Source organism: Eikenella halliae, from assembly GCF_001648475.1.
Taxonomy (GTDB): domain Bacteria; phylum Pseudomonadota; class Gammaproteobacteria; order Burkholderiales; family Neisseriaceae; genus Eikenella; species Eikenella halliae.
In genome coordinates this window covers 59,898-74,931 of the sequence record NZ_LXSQ01000012.1, presented here as the reverse complement: position 1 = coordinate 74,931, position 15,034 = coordinate 59,898, and the positions used below count along the sequence as shown (strand labels likewise).

General features: G+C 54.8%; 12 protein-coding genes and 1 pseudogene. 4 read left to right on the top strand and 9 right to left on the bottom strand.

Annotation, left to right across the window (positions count from 1 at the left end):
- Position 1: 1 nt before the first annotated feature.
- From A7Q00_RS04485 to A7Q00_RS04450, 8 genes and pseudogenes are all read right to left on the bottom strand, one after another.
- Entirely contained in the window at positions 2–670 is a 669-nt protein-coding gene (locus A7Q00_RS04485) for an amino acid ABC transporter permease (RefSeq protein WP_064089430.1), read from the bottom strand.
- A complete protein-coding gene (locus tag A7Q00_RS04480) occupies positions 660–1,319 on the bottom strand; it encodes an amino acid ABC transporter permease (protein ID WP_064089516.1) in 660 nt (219 codons plus the stop codon). The genes A7Q00_RS04485 and A7Q00_RS04480 overlap by 11 nt, the downstream gene beginning before the upstream one ends.
- Before the next feature lie 240 nt (positions 1,320–1,559).
- Positions 1,560–2,630, bottom strand: coding sequence for a Fic family protein (locus tag A7Q00_RS04475; protein ID WP_064089429.1), 1,071 nt, complete (start codon positions 2,628–2,630; stop codon positions 1,560–1,562).
- 141 nt (positions 2,631–2,771) lie between these two features.
- A complete protein-coding gene (locus tag A7Q00_RS04470; protein WP_064089428.1) occupies positions 2,772–5,048 on the bottom strand; it encodes a Tex family protein in 2,277 nt (758 codons plus the stop codon).
- 129 nt (positions 5,049–5,177) lie between these two features.
- Complete coding sequence (locus tag A7Q00_RS04465) at positions 5,178–5,870, bottom strand: SMI1/KNR4 family protein (protein ID WP_064089427.1); 693 nt, start codon at positions 5,868–5,870, stop codon at positions 5,178–5,180.
- Positions 5,871–5,987: 117 nt separating this feature from the next.
- Positions 5,988–6,134 (bottom strand): annotated as a pseudogene (locus tag A7Q00_RS14285) (Tex-like N-terminal domain-containing protein); the annotation flags it as partial.
- 50 nt (positions 6,135–6,184) lie between these two features.
- Positions 6,185–6,922 (bottom strand): hypothetical protein, encoded by a 738-nt coding sequence (locus A7Q00_RS04455; protein ID WP_064089425.1) that lies wholly within the window; start codon positions 6,920–6,922, stop codon positions 6,185–6,187.
- A 147-nt stretch (positions 6,923–7,069) separates the two neighbouring features.
- The gene (locus A7Q00_RS04450; RefSeq protein WP_245637529.1) at positions 7,070–7,348 is read right to left on the bottom strand and encodes a surface lipoprotein assembly modifier; all 279 of its coding nucleotides are present in this window, start codon (positions 7,346–7,348) and stop codon (positions 7,070–7,072) included.
- Between the two features lie 59 nt (positions 7,349–7,407).
- On the opposite strand from A7Q00_RS04450, the gene hemL reads away from it, so the two are divergent.
- The 4 genes from hemL (at position 7,408) to gnd (ending at position 13,828) form a co-directional block, all read left to right on the top strand.
- The gene (hemL, locus tag A7Q00_RS04445) at positions 7,408–8,694 is read left to right on the top strand and encodes a glutamate-1-semialdehyde 2,1-aminomutase (protein ID WP_064089423.1); all 1,287 of its coding nucleotides are present in this window, start codon (positions 7,408–7,410) and stop codon (positions 8,692–8,694) included.
- Positions 8,695–8,823: 129 nt separating this feature from the next.
- On the top strand, positions 8,824–9,708 hold the full coding sequence (gene galU / locus A7Q00_RS04440; protein ID WP_064089422.1) for a UTP--glucose-1-phosphate uridylyltransferase GalU: 885 nt from the start codon (positions 8,824–8,826) through the stop codon (positions 9,706–9,708).
- 463 nt (positions 9,709–10,171) lie between these two features.
- Complete coding sequence (locus A7Q00_RS04435; protein ID WP_064089421.1) at positions 10,172–12,040, top strand: ribonuclease catalytic domain-containing protein; 1,869 nt, start codon at positions 10,172–10,174, stop codon at positions 12,038–12,040.
- 321 nt (positions 12,041–12,361) lie between these two features.
- A complete protein-coding gene (gnd, locus tag A7Q00_RS04430) occupies positions 12,362–13,828 on the top strand; it encodes a decarboxylating NADP(+)-dependent phosphogluconate dehydrogenase (RefSeq protein WP_064089420.1) in 1,467 nt (488 codons plus the stop codon).
- A gap of 204 nt (positions 13,829–14,032) precedes the next feature.
- On the opposite strand, the gene lpxC is transcribed toward gnd, so the two are convergent.
- On the bottom strand, positions 14,033–14,950 hold the full coding sequence (gene lpxC / locus A7Q00_RS04425; RefSeq protein ID WP_064089419.1) for a UDP-3-O-acyl-N-acetylglucosamine deacetylase: 918 nt from the start codon (positions 14,948–14,950) through the stop codon (positions 14,033–14,035).
- Positions 14,951–15,034: the final 84 nt, after the last annotated feature.

The window sequence follows — 15,034 nt, the reverse complement described above, 5'->3', positions numbered from 1 at the left end:
ATCAGCTCTCCCATTTCTTTTCCAAATAGCCCGCCAGCAGCGACAGCGGCCAGCAGCACAAGAAATACAGTATGAAAATCAGGCCGTACACCCAAAACGAAGCGTTCGGCATGGTGAGCAGCGAATTCTCGATAATCTGCTGCCCCACCTTCACCACCTCCACCACGCCGATCAGGGCGGCCAGCGAGCTGGTTTTCACCATGCGCGTGAATAAGTTAATTGCCCCCGGCAGCGCCCGCTGCACGCTCTGCGGCAGCTCGATATACCAAAACACCTGCCGCCGGTTCAGCCCCAGCGCCTTGGCCGATTCCACCTGATGCTTTTCAATCGATTCCAGCGCGCCGCGCACCAAATCGCCCATCTCGCCGGTGCCCCAAACCACAAACACCCAAATGCACACCCACACGCCGCTCAAATGGATGTCCGTCCAAGCCGAAAGCCCGAAATACAGCACAAACAGCCACACCAGAATCGGCACAATCCGCACCGTTTCCAAATACAGCGCGCAAATAAACCGCACCAGCGGCTGGCGCACCCGCATCAGCAGCCCGAACAGCGTGCCCAGCACGCAGGAAAGTGCCACCGAAATCAACGAAATCTTCGCCGTGAGCCACAAGCCCTGCGCCAAACGCGCCGCATTCTGGCCGGCAAACAGCCATTCAAGCACCATATTTCGCCTCCCGCAGCCTTCTTTCCGCCCAACGCGCCAGTAGCGACACCGGCAGCAGAATAATCAGGTAGCTGATAAACAGCAGCAGCAGCGCCTCATTGGTTTTATAGTCCATGCCGATGATGTCTTTGGTAACAAACATCAATTCCGCCACCGCCACCGCGCTCACCACCGAAGTTTCCTTAATCAGAAACAGCACATTCGCCCCGACCGCCGGCACAGCCACCGCCCAAGCCTGAGGCAGCACCACAAAGCGGAACACCTGCCAGCGCGACAAACCAATCGCCTTAGCCGCCTCCACCTGCCCCTTGGGCACCGAAAGCAAACCCGCCCGCAGCGCCTCCGACATATAGCTCGCGCCCAGAAAAACCAGCGCCAGGATGCCGCAGGTAAAGCCGTCCCACTTAATGCCCACCTTCGGCAGGCCGTAATACAGGAAAAACAGCTGGATCAGCAAAGGCGTGTTGCGCGAAAGCTCGATATACGCCCGCGCCGGCCAATACAGCGGCCGCACGCGATAAGCCGTTACCACCGCCACCGTCAGCCCCAGCAGGAGCGACAGCGCAATGCTGTAGGCCGACAGCTTCAACGTAATCAGCGCGGCATCGGCAAACTTCGGCGCCACACGCCAAAAATAAGACCAGTTCATAATCAGGCAAAATTGAAAATAAGCGGGCATTATAAAAACCGCCTCATTGCTTGAGAAAGAAGTATTGGTAATATGCTTAGAGGGAAAAGGCATAAGAGGCTACCTGAAAACCGACAGAAGGTTTTTCAGGTAGCCTCTTACTGTGCCTTTCTATGCCACTTGGCACGCTGATGCCGCCGCAGCCTGCCGTTTTATGGGCTTATGGCATAGCAAGGATTCGGGCGACAGCAATAAGATGTGTTAGACGGCTCTCGGCATTAAAATATTCATCAGCGTGATATTGATATAGTAGTTGCTTCTGCCTATCTTTTCTTTGTGCAGGAATCCGCCTTCCGTCAGTTCGTCCAGATATTTAGCGGCACTGGGGCGGGAAACGTTCAGCGTTTTCATCAGGAAATCGATTTTTGTGTAGGGATGATTGAACAGGTGGTTAATCAGGTCTTGGCTGTAGAAGCTGAAGTTTTGCCTGATGCGGTGTTTGTAGTCCAGCATCGCCTGATGGATGTGCTGCACGGTATCGATGCCGTCCTTGGCGGTTTGTTCCACGGCTTCCAGCATATACAACAGCCAACCTTCCCATTCACCCGTATCGCGTACGTGTTGCAGCAGGCGGTAATATTCACTTTTGTTCCGTACTAGATAGCGGCTGAGGTATAAGACGGGAATCTCCAGCAATCCGGTTAAAACCAGATACAGCACATTGATAATCCTGCCTGTTCTGCCGTTGCCGTCGTAAAACGGGTGAATGCTTTCAAACTGGTGGTGGAGCAGCGCCATGCGGATCAGCGGGTCGATAGGTTTTTCTGTGTTGTCGTCGTTGATAAATGCTTCCAATCTGCCCATCAGGCGAATGATGTCGTCCATATGTTGCGGCGGCGTATAGACGGTTTCGCCGGTACGGTCGTTTTTCAGCATCGTTCCCGACTGTTTGCGGAATCCGGCGCGGTTCTTTTCCAACTCGGCCTGTATCGTCAAAATATGATTGTTGGTCAGCATTCCGTGTTTTCGGATAAGGCCGAAGCCGCAATGCAGTGCGGAAGCATAATTCTGCACTTCTTTGATGGCGGGGCTAGACGGGCTTGCCGATATTCCTGCGCGGAACAGCTCGTCATGGGTGGTAATGATATTTTCGATTTCGGAACTGTCTTTGGCTTCCTGCAAAGACAGCGTGTTAATCAGAATGCCTTGGTTGGGAATACTGCGGCAGATGCCTTTTAATTCGGCCAGATAACGATGGGCGGAAGCCAGTTTTTTCAAGACGGCGACTGTTTCGAAATCTATTTCGGGAGGAAATTGTTCGATTGAGTACATTTTAGGGTTTCGGTTAAATAATAAAAAAATCCCGTTTTTTTGCTATATCGCTTCGATATGATAAAAAAACGGGATTTTTTTTACAAGTCGTTTTTAATATATTGTTTCAACAAACTATTTTAAGTCACTCTTCAGGTAGCCCTATCTTTTCAACTTTGCAAACGCATCCGCCATCGCCGAATTTGCAGGCTGCTTTTCACGCTGCGGCTTGCCGGGGCGGCTGTTTGCGCTGCGTTTTTCGGTTTCAGGCAGCCTGCGCCCGCGTTTTTCTGCACCCGCTTCGTCATCCAGCCGCATGGTCAGCGCGATGCGTTTGCGTGCGGCATCGACTTCCAGCACTTTCACTTTCACCACGTCGCCGGCTTTCACCACTTCGCGCGGGTCTTGGACGAATTTATTGGACAGGGCGGAGATGTGCACCAAGCCGTCCTGATGGACGCCGATGTCCACGAATGCGCCGAAGTTGGCGACGTTGGAAACCACGCCTTCGAGTATCATACCGACTTGCAAGTCGCTGATTTCGTGAATGCCTTCGGCGAATGATGCCGTCTGAAATTCACCGCGCGGGTCGCGGCCGGGTTTTTCCAGCTCGGACAGGATGTCCAAAATGGTCGGCAGGCCGAAGCGTTCGTCGGTGAAGTCGGACGCTTTGATTTGCTTCACGCGCTCGCGGTTGCCGATGAGTTCGGCGGCGGTAATGCCTTGTTGCGCCAGCATTTTGGCGACGACGGGATAGGCTTCGGGGTGGACGGCGCTCGCGTCCAGCGGCTCTTTGCCGCCGTTAATCCGCAAAAAGCCTGCTGCTTGCTCGAAGGTTTTTTCGCCCAAACGCGGCACTTTCAGCAATTTTTTGCGGCTGTCGAACGCGCCGTTTTCATCGCGGTAGGCGACGATGTTTTGGGCAAGGGTTTGATTCAAACCGGAAATCCGCGCCAAGAGCGGGGCAGAGGCGGTGTTCACGTCCACGCCGACGGCGTTCACGCAGTCTTCGACCACCGCGTCCAGCGATTTGGCGAGCTGGCTTTGGTTCACGTCATGCTGATACTGGCCCACGCCGATGGATTTGGGGTCGATTTTGACCAACTCGGCGAGCGGGTCTTGCAGCCTGCGGGCGATGGACACCGCGCCGCGCAGGGAAACGTCCAAGTCTGGGAACTCGCGTGCCGCCAGTTCGGACGCGGAATAAATCGACGCGCCGGCTTCGGAGACGACGATTTTGTGCAGCCCCATTTCCGGCATTCCGCGCACCAGTTCGCCCGCGATTTTGTCGGTTTCACGGCTGGCAGTGCCGTTGCCGATGGCGATGAGTTTCACGCCATGCTGTTTAATCAGGCGCGAAAGCGTTGCCAACATATTGTTTTCTTGATGCAAATAGACGATGACCGTATCCAGCAGCTTGCCCGTGTCGTCCACCACGGCGCATTTCACGCCGTTGCGGTAGCCGGGGTCGAGACCCAAAGTGGTCAGCCGTCCGGCGGGCGCGGCGAGCAGCAAGTCTTTGAGATTGCGGGCGAACACGGTAATCGCATCGGTATCGGCGGCTTCTTTCAGACGACCTAAGGCTTCGAGTTCCAGCGACAAAAAGATTTTCGCGCGCCAAGTCAGGCGCACGGTGTCGCGCAGCCATTTGTGGCCGTCTGAAACCTTGAAGCGGCGGGCGATGATTTGTTCGTATTCACTTTGCTGGGTAATCGGCGTGTCGTCGGGTTGGTATTTGAGCGCGATGTTCAACACGCCTTCGTTGCGGCCGCGCAAAACCGCCAGCGCGCGGTGGCTGGGCATGGCGCGGACGGGTTCGCGGTGGTCGAAATAATCGCTGAATTTTTCGCCTTCAGTTTCTTTACCTTCAACGACTTGCGCGTGGATTTCGGCTTCGTTCCACAGCTTGTCGCGCAGCGTGCCGATGAGTTCCGCGTCTTCGGCAAACTGCTCCATCAGAATCGCACGCGCGCCATCCAGCGCGGCTTTGGCGTCGGGGACGTTTTCGTTCAGGTAGCCCTGCGCGGCGGCTTCCACGTCCTGCGGCTGCTCGGCAAGCAACAAATCCGCCAGCGGCTGCAAACCGTGTTCGCGCGCGATTTGCGCCTTGGTGCGGCGTTTGGGCTTGTAGGGCAGATACAGGTCTTCCAGCGCGGTTTTGTTGTCGGCAGCTTCGATTTGCGCCCTGAGGTCGTCTGAAAGCTTGCCTTGCTCTTCAATGCTTTTTAACACAACGGCTTTGCGCTCTTCCAACTCGCGCAGGTATTGCAGCCGCTCGGCAAGCTGGCGCAGCTGCGTATCGTCCAGCCCGCCCGTGGCTTCCTTGCGGTAGCGGGCGATAAAGGGGACGGTCGCGCCGTCGTCCAAAAGTTCGACGGCGGCGGTGATTTGCGCGGCGGTGGCGGAAAGTTCTTGAGAGAGGATTTGGGTGATGTTCATGGGGGGCCTTGTGTGAATGGGGTGCAGGCTGCTTTTGAGGCTACCTGAAAACGATGTCTTGGCAAAGCCAAGGCTGGGTTTCTGCGTTAGCTAAAATGCGGTTTCTGCGGAGTTGAAAATATCAGCGGTTTATTCTTCGTCATCCTCGTCGTCATAAGAAGTGTAGAGCCAGTTGTCCCAGCCGAACAGTTCGAGCAGCGTGTCGAAGCGGTCTTGCTCGGCTGTACCGATAAATACGCCGCCGACGTTGCCGTTTTCGGCAAAGCAGAGCAGGGTGATTTCGTGGAAGCCATCGGTATAGAAGCGTTGGTTTTCTTGGCGAAGCTCGACGATTTCGCTGCGGTTTTGCCGGATAAACTGCACAGATTGGGGGCTTACCGATTCTTCGTCCATGATGTTGGCGCAGTAGGGCAAGCCGCCCATAGTGGCGTTGGTGCAGGCCAGTTCCAGCAGCAGGGCGCGGGTGTCGGGCAGATGCGGCTGCCATTCGTAGTTGTCGGTTTCGCCAATATAAAAGCCGATGTGGGCGGGCGGATTGTCTTGCGCCAAATCGGCTTTGGCTATGCCGCAACGGGACACGCCTTGATTTTCTTCCGTCAGCACCAAATAGCCGCCGTCAAAATCCATTTCGCCTAAGGGCAGCAGGCGGTTAAACGATTGATTGACCGCTTCATTGCCGCCCAATGTGAGCAAATATTCGCGCAACACGGCGGGAAAGCGTATGCCCAGCCGCTGTTCGGCGGCGGCTATTTGGTGTTCAGACAGGCCACAGCGGGTGTGATCAAGCCGGTAGAGGGTGGTGATGTGGTGGAGAGAGCTCATGGCATCGCGGGTGGTTCAGGATGATACGCCTAGGCGACGGTGTTGCGGTTGTTGCCGCTTTTGATGACAGATGGCAGGGTTTTGTGCTGTTTGGTCATAAGAAGATTTGATGAGAGGTTGGGTATCGTCCAGTCCGCCCGTGGCTTCCTTGCGGTAACGGGCGATAAAGGGCACGGTCGCGCCGTCGTCCAAAAGAGAAACGGCGGCGGTGATTTGCGCGGCGGTGGCGGAGAGTTCTTGGGAGAGGATTTGGGTGATGTTCATAAAGTTCCTTGTGTGAATGGGGTGCAGGCTGCTTTTGAGGCTACCTGAAATTAAGGGTTTTCTGTTTTCTCAAAATAGCCCAGATAGCCGGTAGAAGGTGGCGAATCCATATTTTCCAATTCTAGGGGATTGATACTCCACAAACCCGCCAGTTGCGCGGGCGTTTCTTCATCTTGCGCGGCTATCCATTTTTCAAATACTTCGCCTTGTTCAAACTCTTCTTCGGATTCGACATATACAAGGTTTAAGGATTTTTCGGCGGCGGTTTGCCCGCCAAAATTTTCCAAGATACAGCTGTCGGAAGTTTCAAAACGCCGTATCCATTTTCCATCCTCCGCCTTTGCCCATGCCAGATAATCCGTTACACGGTAAGAACCGAAATATTGTACTTCTTTGAATCGGTCTAATAATGGCTTGGTCAGCATATCGAACGGGTGTTCCGGATGGAGGCACGGCAGAGCCAAATGGCTGACAACGAACACCCAGCCGCGAATGCAGGACGATACGAAAACGGGCTGCAGGCTGCTTTGATAATCCGCTGCTTCCATGATTTGAAAACTGCTTTGCCAGTTGGCCGGCTGTATGTTTTGCAACGGCAGCTTTTCCAATACGGCTTCGGGCGAATCAGATTTGACCGCCAGCCAATTGGTTTTGAAACCGAATGGCAGCGGCCGGTCGGGCTGTGTGTGGATTTCCGGCATCGCGGTTTGGTTTGCAGCTTGGCTTTCGGTTTGGCTTGATGATGCAAAACCCAATTTGTTCAGCAATCCGGACAAAAATTTTTGCATGGCGTTTTTCCTTTCAGGCTACCTGAAACTACCGTTTCAACGCTTCCAATTCGGCAATATCTTCCGCTTCTGCTTGCCGCTTAATATTTTCAACCTGCCAACTCTGTTGATTTTACTGTAACCGATAAAGTGCAGGCTGCTTTTTCATCAGAACTGCTTGAATACATCCAAAAACACGCGGTGGTTGTTATAGCGGTAATAGAAATGGTTGCTGTGGATGTGCGACCAGGTCCAGTTCAGGCGCGGGGTGAAGCCTTTCCAGGAGAGGCGGTTGTGCGACAGCGCCAGGCGGGTGAAGTATTCGGTGTCGCGGCGCTGGATGTTGAAGATGTCGGGGCCGCGGTAGTTTCTGCGCTGCACGCTGATGTTGAACGATGTGGCGAAGGCGCGGCTGCTGCCCCAGTGGCGCGTCCAACCGCCGTGCAGGCTGCTTTTGTAATCTGCTAAAATCTGCCTATTCCCATTTTCCTAGCAAGGATTTCCCCATGACCGACCGCAACGAACAACTCTTCACCCGCGCCAAAGCCGTGATTCCCGGCGGCGTGAATTCGCCTGTGCGCGCCTTCGGCAGCGTGGGCGGTGTACCGCGCTTTATCAAAAGGGCTGAGGGCGCTTTTGTGTGGGACGAAAACGGCAAACGCTATATCGATTATGTCGGCTCATGGGGGCCGGCGATTGCGGGGCACGCGCATCCGGAAGTGTTGGAAGCGGTACGCGAAGCGGCTTTGGGCGGGCTGTCGTTCGGCGCCCCCACTGAAGCCGAAATCGTAATTGCCGAAGAAATCTGCCGCCTGGTGCCCAGCGTAGAGCGGCTGCGACTGGTCAGCTCCGGCACCGAGGCCACCATGTCGGCCATCCGTTTGGCACGCGGCTACACGGGGTGCGACCAAATTGTGAAATTCGAAGGCTGCTACCACGGCCATTCCGACAGCCTGCTCGTGAAAGCCGGCAGCGGCCTGCTCACCTTCGGCCACCCTTCCTCCGCCGGCGTGCCCGCCGATTTCACCAAACATACTTTAGTTTTGGAATACAATAATGTAGCCAAACTGGAAGAAACTTTCGCCCAAGCCAGCAACCAAATCGCCTGTGTGATTTTGGAGCCGTTTGCCGGCAATATGAACCTGGTGCGCCCAACGCGCGAATTTATCCGCGCCCTGCGCGAGCTGACGGCGAAACACGGCGCGGTGCTGATTTACGACGAAGTGATGACCGGCTTCCGCGTGGCGCTTGGCGGCGCGCAATCGCTGCACGGCATCACGCCCGATTTAACCACCATGGGCAAGGTCATCGGCGGCGGCATGCCGCTGGCGGCCTTTGGCGGCAAGCGTGAAATCATGGACTGCATCTCGCCATTGGGCGGCGTGTATCAGGCCGGCACGCTCTCGGGCAATCCCGTGGCCGTGGCGGCAGGCTTGAAAACGCTGGAAATCATCCAGCGCCCGGGTTTCTACGAAAACCTCACCGCACGCACCGAGCAGCTGGTGCACGGGCTGAAACAGGCGGCAGAGCAAGCTGGCATCACCTTCACCGCCGACAGCGTGGGCGGCATGTTCGGCCTGTATTTTTCAGGTAGCCTACCGCAGAACTATGCCGATATGGCCGCCTCCAATATCGAAGCCTTCAAAACCTTTTTCCACGGCATGCTCGACCGCGGCGTGGCCTTCGGCCCCTCAGCCTACGAAGCGGCATTTGTATCGGCGGCGCACACGAAAGAACTGGTGGCGGAAACCGTGGCAATCGCAGCAGACGTGTTGGCACACATGGCTTCTTAATCCGCATGCGGTTTAAAGGCTACTTGAAACACTGTGTTGAAGCTTATGTTTTCAGGTAGCCTTTAAAACATCCTATATTCAGCCGCTGCTATAATGCGGCATCTTTCCAACCGATACCGAAGCAAAACCATGGAAAATCCTGTTCCAATTAAGAAAGCCGTCTTCCCCGTGGCCGGGATGGGCACGCGCTTTCTGCCCGCCACCAAGGCCAGCCCCAAAGAAATGCTGCCGATTGTGGATAAGCCGCTGATTCAATATGCAGTGGAAGAGGCCGTAGCCGCCGGCTGCACCGAATTGGTGTTTGTGACCGGCCGCAACAAACGCAGCATCGAAGACCATTTCGACAAGGCCTATGAGCTGGAAACCGAACTGGAACAGCGCCACAAAACTTCGCTGCTCTCGCATGTACGCGATATTTTGCCGCCCGATGTTACCTGCCTGTATATCCGCCAGGCCGAGGCCTTGGGCTTGGGGCATGCCGTGCTGTGTGCCCGCGCGGCAGTGGGCAACGAACCCTTTGCCGTGATTCTGGCCGACGACCTAATCGATGCGCCGCAGGGTGCGATTGCGCAAATGGCCGAGGTATACCGCCAAACCGGCAACAGCGTGCTGGGCGTGGAAACCGTAGCACCTTCGCAAACCGGCTCCTACGGCATCGTGGAAGTGTCGCCGTGGCAGCAATATCAGCGCATTCAAAGCATTGTGGAAAAACCGAAGCCGGAAGAAGCGCCGTCCAACCTGGCTGTGGTGGGGCGCTATATCCTCACGCCGCGCATTTTCTCCCTGCTGCAAACCATAGGGCGCGGCGCGGGCGGTGAAATCCAACTCACCGACGGCATCGCCAAGCTGTTGGAACACGAACCGGTGCTGGCACACGCCTTTTTAGGCAAACGCTACGACTGCGGCAGCAAACTGGGCTACCTGGAAGCCACGCTGGCCTACGGGCTGAAACACCCGGAAACGGCGGAAGCGTTTCGCACGTTATTGCAGAAATACAGTCAGGCAGAAGCATAAACACGTTGCATGCGGCATGTAGCGGATTAACAAAAACCGATGAGCGCAAAAAATTCAAGCTGTTCCTTTCATTCCTCCTTGCTTACTAGACCGGCACAATTGTTAATCTGCTTCAGCATCAAAAATTTCAGGTAGCTTTTATTCATAGAAAATAACCCAGTCAGTTCATCACAGGCTAAGAAAAAAAGCCTGTAACACTTTAAACGGCATATTGTCGTCCAAACCGTGGTGCGGCTTCATCATATTGTGATGATTAATGAAGCCGCACAAATTCTTCTACTACTATTTCAGGCTATTAAAAAACTGTTTCTCGTACCTCATTTCCGTCAAGGCATGGACAACCCGGAGATTTCTTCCATCTGCAAACCACGCTAGGGATTCCTACGCCTTAGAAACCAGCAGTTTCTATGCTAAAATCCGCCATCTCAATATTCCAACCAAATAAAGCGGTTTTCCCTTTTAAATGAATATATTCTACGAAGAAAGCGGCCAATTCAAAGTGGCCGCCGTGGTGCAAAAAAACGATAGCACCTATCAGGCCACCACCCAACACGGCAAACGCGCCAAAATCAAAGCCAACAACGTTTTCGTGGAATTCACCGAGCCGATGGACGCTTTTCTCGAACGCGCCCAGGCCGAAGCCGCACAAATCGACACCGACCTGCTGTGGGAATTTTGCGGCGAAGACGAATTCACCGCCCAAAGCATCGCCGCCGAATACTTCGGCCACCCCCCAAGCCAGCACGAACTGGCCGCCACCCTGATTGCCCTTTACGCCGCACCGATGTATTTCTACAAAAAGGGCAAAGGCGTATTCAAAGCCGCACCGGAAGACACCCTGAAACAGGCGCTGGCCGCCATCGAGCGCAAAAAACAGCAAGACGCGCAAATAGCCACTTGGGCGGAAGAATTGGCACAAGGCCGGCTGCCCGCCGAAATCGCCACCGATTTGCGCAGCATCCTGCACAATCCGGACAAACAATCGCTCACCTACAAAGCCTTCACCAAAGCCGCCGCCGAACTGAAAATTTCCGCCTATCAGCTCGCCCGGCAAACTGGCGGCGTGGGCTCGCTGCCGCAATACCTGATCGACGGATTTTGCTGCAAACACTTCCCGCAAGGCACCGCCGCACCGGAAACCACCGTGCCCGCTGTCCCTGAACTGCCAGATGCAGCCGATTTGCCCGTATTCTCCATTGACGATGTCGAAACCAGCGAAATCGACGACGCGCTTTCTGTGCAAGACCTGCCAGGCGGCGGCAAACGCGTCGGCATCCACATCGCCGTGCCCACACTGGCCATTGCCGAAAACAGTCCGATTGAAACCCTTATTAAACAAAGGCAAAGCACCGCCTACTACCCCGGTGGCAAAATCACCATGCTGCCGGACAACTGGATTCAAACCTTCAGCCTAGACGAAGGCAAACGGCCGGTATTGAGCCTGTATGTGGAAGTGGGCGAGGATTTTCAGGTAGCCTCAACGCCGCAAACCCGCCTCGAAAACCTAACCATCAAACACAACCTGCGCATCCAAGACATCGAGCCGCATTTCAACGCTGACACCGGCCTCTCCGAAAATGAACCCGTACAATTCCCCTGCCAGCCGCAGCTGCGCTGGCTGTACCGCTTCGCCGTCGAACGCCAAAAACAGCGCGACCGCTACGAAGAAAACCGCACCCTGCAATACGACTACGGCATCGAATTCAATCCCGACGGCAGCGTGCGCATCAGCCGCCGCGAACGCAGCTCGCCCATCGACACGCTGGTATCCGAAATGATGATTCTGGCCAACAGCACTTGGGCGCAAATGCTGGACGAAAACGGCCTGCCCGGCCTTTTCCGCGTGCAAACCGGCGGCAAAGTGCGCATGAGCACCCAATCCGAGCCGCACAGCGGCATGAACTTGGCGCACTACGGCTGGTTTACCTCCCCGCTGCGCCGCGCCGCCGACTGCATCAACCAGCGCCAGCTGCTCAGCTTAATCGAGCCCGATTTGCCGCCGCGTTTTGAAAAAAACAGCAGCGATCTGTTTGCCGCCCTACGCGATTTCGATGCCGCCTACACCGCCTACGCCGATTTCCAGCGCCAAATGGAAGCCTATTGGAGCCTAGTGTATATGCAGCAGGAAAACCTGCGCGAGCTGACCGCCGTATTGCTGAAAGAAGATTTGGTGCGCATCGAAGGCCTGCCGCTGGTGGGCCGCGTGCACGGCGTGCCGATCGACATCCCGCCTAGAACCCGCATGAAACTGGCCGTTACTCAATTGGATGCCGAACAGCAGCTGTTGTCTTTGAAATATTTGAACGTATTGCCGCCGGAATCAGCCGCTTAAATGATAGGGCACTGGCTCAGCACGACAATGGCTTATTTCCACTATTCTCTGCGGATAAAGCAGACAAATGATCAATTTATCCACAAACAGCCGATTAAACCAGCCACTATTCCACAACAATCTACAGTTGAACGACAAGCAAACAACAGGGTTTAATTAGCCTATCTAAATAGTTTTAATGGATTTTCTGGATAATCCACTATTTTTATGCTGCTTCAACATAAACAACAAAAAATTAATTAGAAAATTTAGATTAAAGAAAACCAACTTAGTTCAATCTAACCCAATACTAAATCTCAAACTTCGTAATCTAAAAATATCATGCAAAACTCTCTTTACAATAAAAGCGACATTGCCGTTATCGGCCTGGCCGTTATGGGGCAGAACCTGATTCTGAACATGAACGATCACGGCTTCCAAGTGAGCGCCTACAACCGCACGGCAGCCAAAACCGAGCAATTCCTCAACGGCCCGGCCAAGGGCACAAAAATTATCGGCGCCTACAGCTTGGAAGAACTAATTAGCCAATTAAAGCGGCCGCGCAAGGTGATGCTGATGGTGCAGGCCGGGCGGGCGGTAGACGAGTTGATTGCGCAGCTGGTGCCGTTTCTGGATAAGGGCGACATCATCATCGACGGCGGCAATGCCCATTATCCCAATACCGAACGGCGTACCGCCGAGCTGGCCGTACAAGGTATTTTATTTATTGGCACCGGTATTTCCGGCGGTGAAGAAGGCGCGCGCCATGGGCCGTCTATCATGCCCGGCGGCAATCCGGAAGCCTGGCCAGCAGTGAAGCCGATTCTACAGGCAGTAGCTGCCAAAACGGCCGGTGGCGAGGTATGTTGCCACTGGGTGGGCAAAAACGGTGCCGGCCATTTTGTGAAAATGGTGCACAACGGCATCGAATACGGCGATATGCAGCTTATCTGCGAAGCCTACCAGTTTATGAAAGACGGCCTGGGTATGAGCCATGCCGAAATGCAGGCCGCCTTTGCCGAATGGAACAAGACCGAGCTCAACAGCTATCTGATTCAAATTACCGCCGATATTTTGGGCACAAACGATGCAGACGGCACGCCGCTGGTAGAAAAAATCCTCGACCGCGCTGGCCAGAAAGGCACCGGGAAATGGACCGGTATCAATGCCTTGGATTTGGGCACGCCGCTCACGATGATTACCGAAGCGGTGTTTGCCCGTTGCATTTCCGCCTTAAAAACCCAGCGGGTGCAGGCTGCAACGGCTTTTGGGCATAAAATCGAGCCGGTGTCCGGCAAGCGGGAGGAATGGCTGGCTGCTTTGCGCCAAGCATTGCTGGCTTCCAAAATTATTTCTTATGCTCAAGGCTTTATGCTGATGCGTCAGGCCAGCGAGCATTACGGCTGGGATTTGGATTACGGGAATACCGCTTTGTTGTGGCGAGAAGGCTGCATCATTCGCAGCGCGTTTTTAGGCAACATCCGCGATGCCTACGCCGTCAATCCGGATTTGGTGTTCCTTGGCAGCGATGCCTATTTCAAAAACCTGTTGCAGCAGGCTCTGCCGGGCTGGCGCAAAGTGGCCGCCGCCGCGATGCAGCACGGTTTGCCGATGCCCTGCACCGTATCCGCCCTTTCCTTCCTCGACAGCTACACCTGCGGCCGCCTGCCCGCCAACCTGTTGCAGGCGCAACGCGACTACTTCGGCGCCCACACCTATGAGCGCATCGATCGGCCGGAAGGCGAGTTTTTCCACACCAACTGGACAGGCACCGGCGGCGATACCGCTTCCACCGCCTACAATGTTTGAGGCTACCTGAAAGCTGATGTAGCTTAGTGGCACTTCAAAATTAAAGGCTACCTGAAAACCTTTTGCTGGTTTTCAGGTAGCCTTTTATAGTGGATTAAAATAAAAATGAGACAAGGCGGCGAACCGCAAGGCGTACAGGTAGTACGTCAAGGCGAGCCAACGCCGTATCATTGCGATTTTAATCCACTATATCTGCTTGCCGGTTTATGCCGCAGCAGGCAGGGCGTGGAAAGCGGCGGGCAGGTTTTGGTTATGTGGGAAAGTGACCCATTCGTAGCTTTCCGGGTCGGCGAGAATGGCGCGTAATAAGGCGTTATTGATGGCGTGGCCGGATTTGTGGCCTTCGAATGCGCCGATAATCGGTGCGCCGATGACATATAAATCGCCCACGGCATCGAGGATTTTGTGGCGCACGAATTCGTCGGGGTAGCGCAGGCCTTCCGGATTGAGCACGTCATTGTCGTCAATCACCACGGCATTGCTCAAGTTGCCGCCCAAACCTAGGCCGTGTGCGCGCATCATTTCTACTTCCTGCATGAAACCGAAGGTGCGGGCGCGGGCGATTTCTTCCACATAGGATGCGCCGGCGAAATCGATTTCAAAGGTCGGATTGCTGCGGTTGAACACGGGGTGGTCGAAATTGATGGTGAGGCTGACTTTAAAGCCGTCATACGGGGTGAAGCGCACCCATTTTCCCGGCTCCTGCACTTCCACCGGCTTTAAAATACGCAGGAAGCGTTTTTCGGCTCTTTGATCCACGATGCCCGCATCTTGCAGCAGATACAAAAAAGGCAGGCTGGAGCCGTCCATAATCGGGATTTCCGGCGCATTCAATTCAATCAACACGTTATCGATGCCGTAGGCAGCCAGTGCCGACATTAAATGCTCAATCGTACCCACCCGCACGCCGTCTTCGGTAACGATGGTGGAGGAGAGGCGGGTGTCGTTAATCAGTTCGGGTACGAGCTTGATCGGGCGGCTCTGTTCGCCGGCCAAATCGGTGCGGCGGAATACGATGCCGCTGTTTTCGGCAGCCGGATGCAGGGTAAGCAAAACCCGCTCGCCGGAATGTAGGCCGACGCCGGTGGCTTGAACGGATTGGGCTAGGGTGCGCTGTTTCATAAAAACTCCGGAAAATCTGCATAAAGCAGCCGCCATCATACGGGAAATATGTTTGCCTGTCTTTCCGATTAAATTTGACTATGG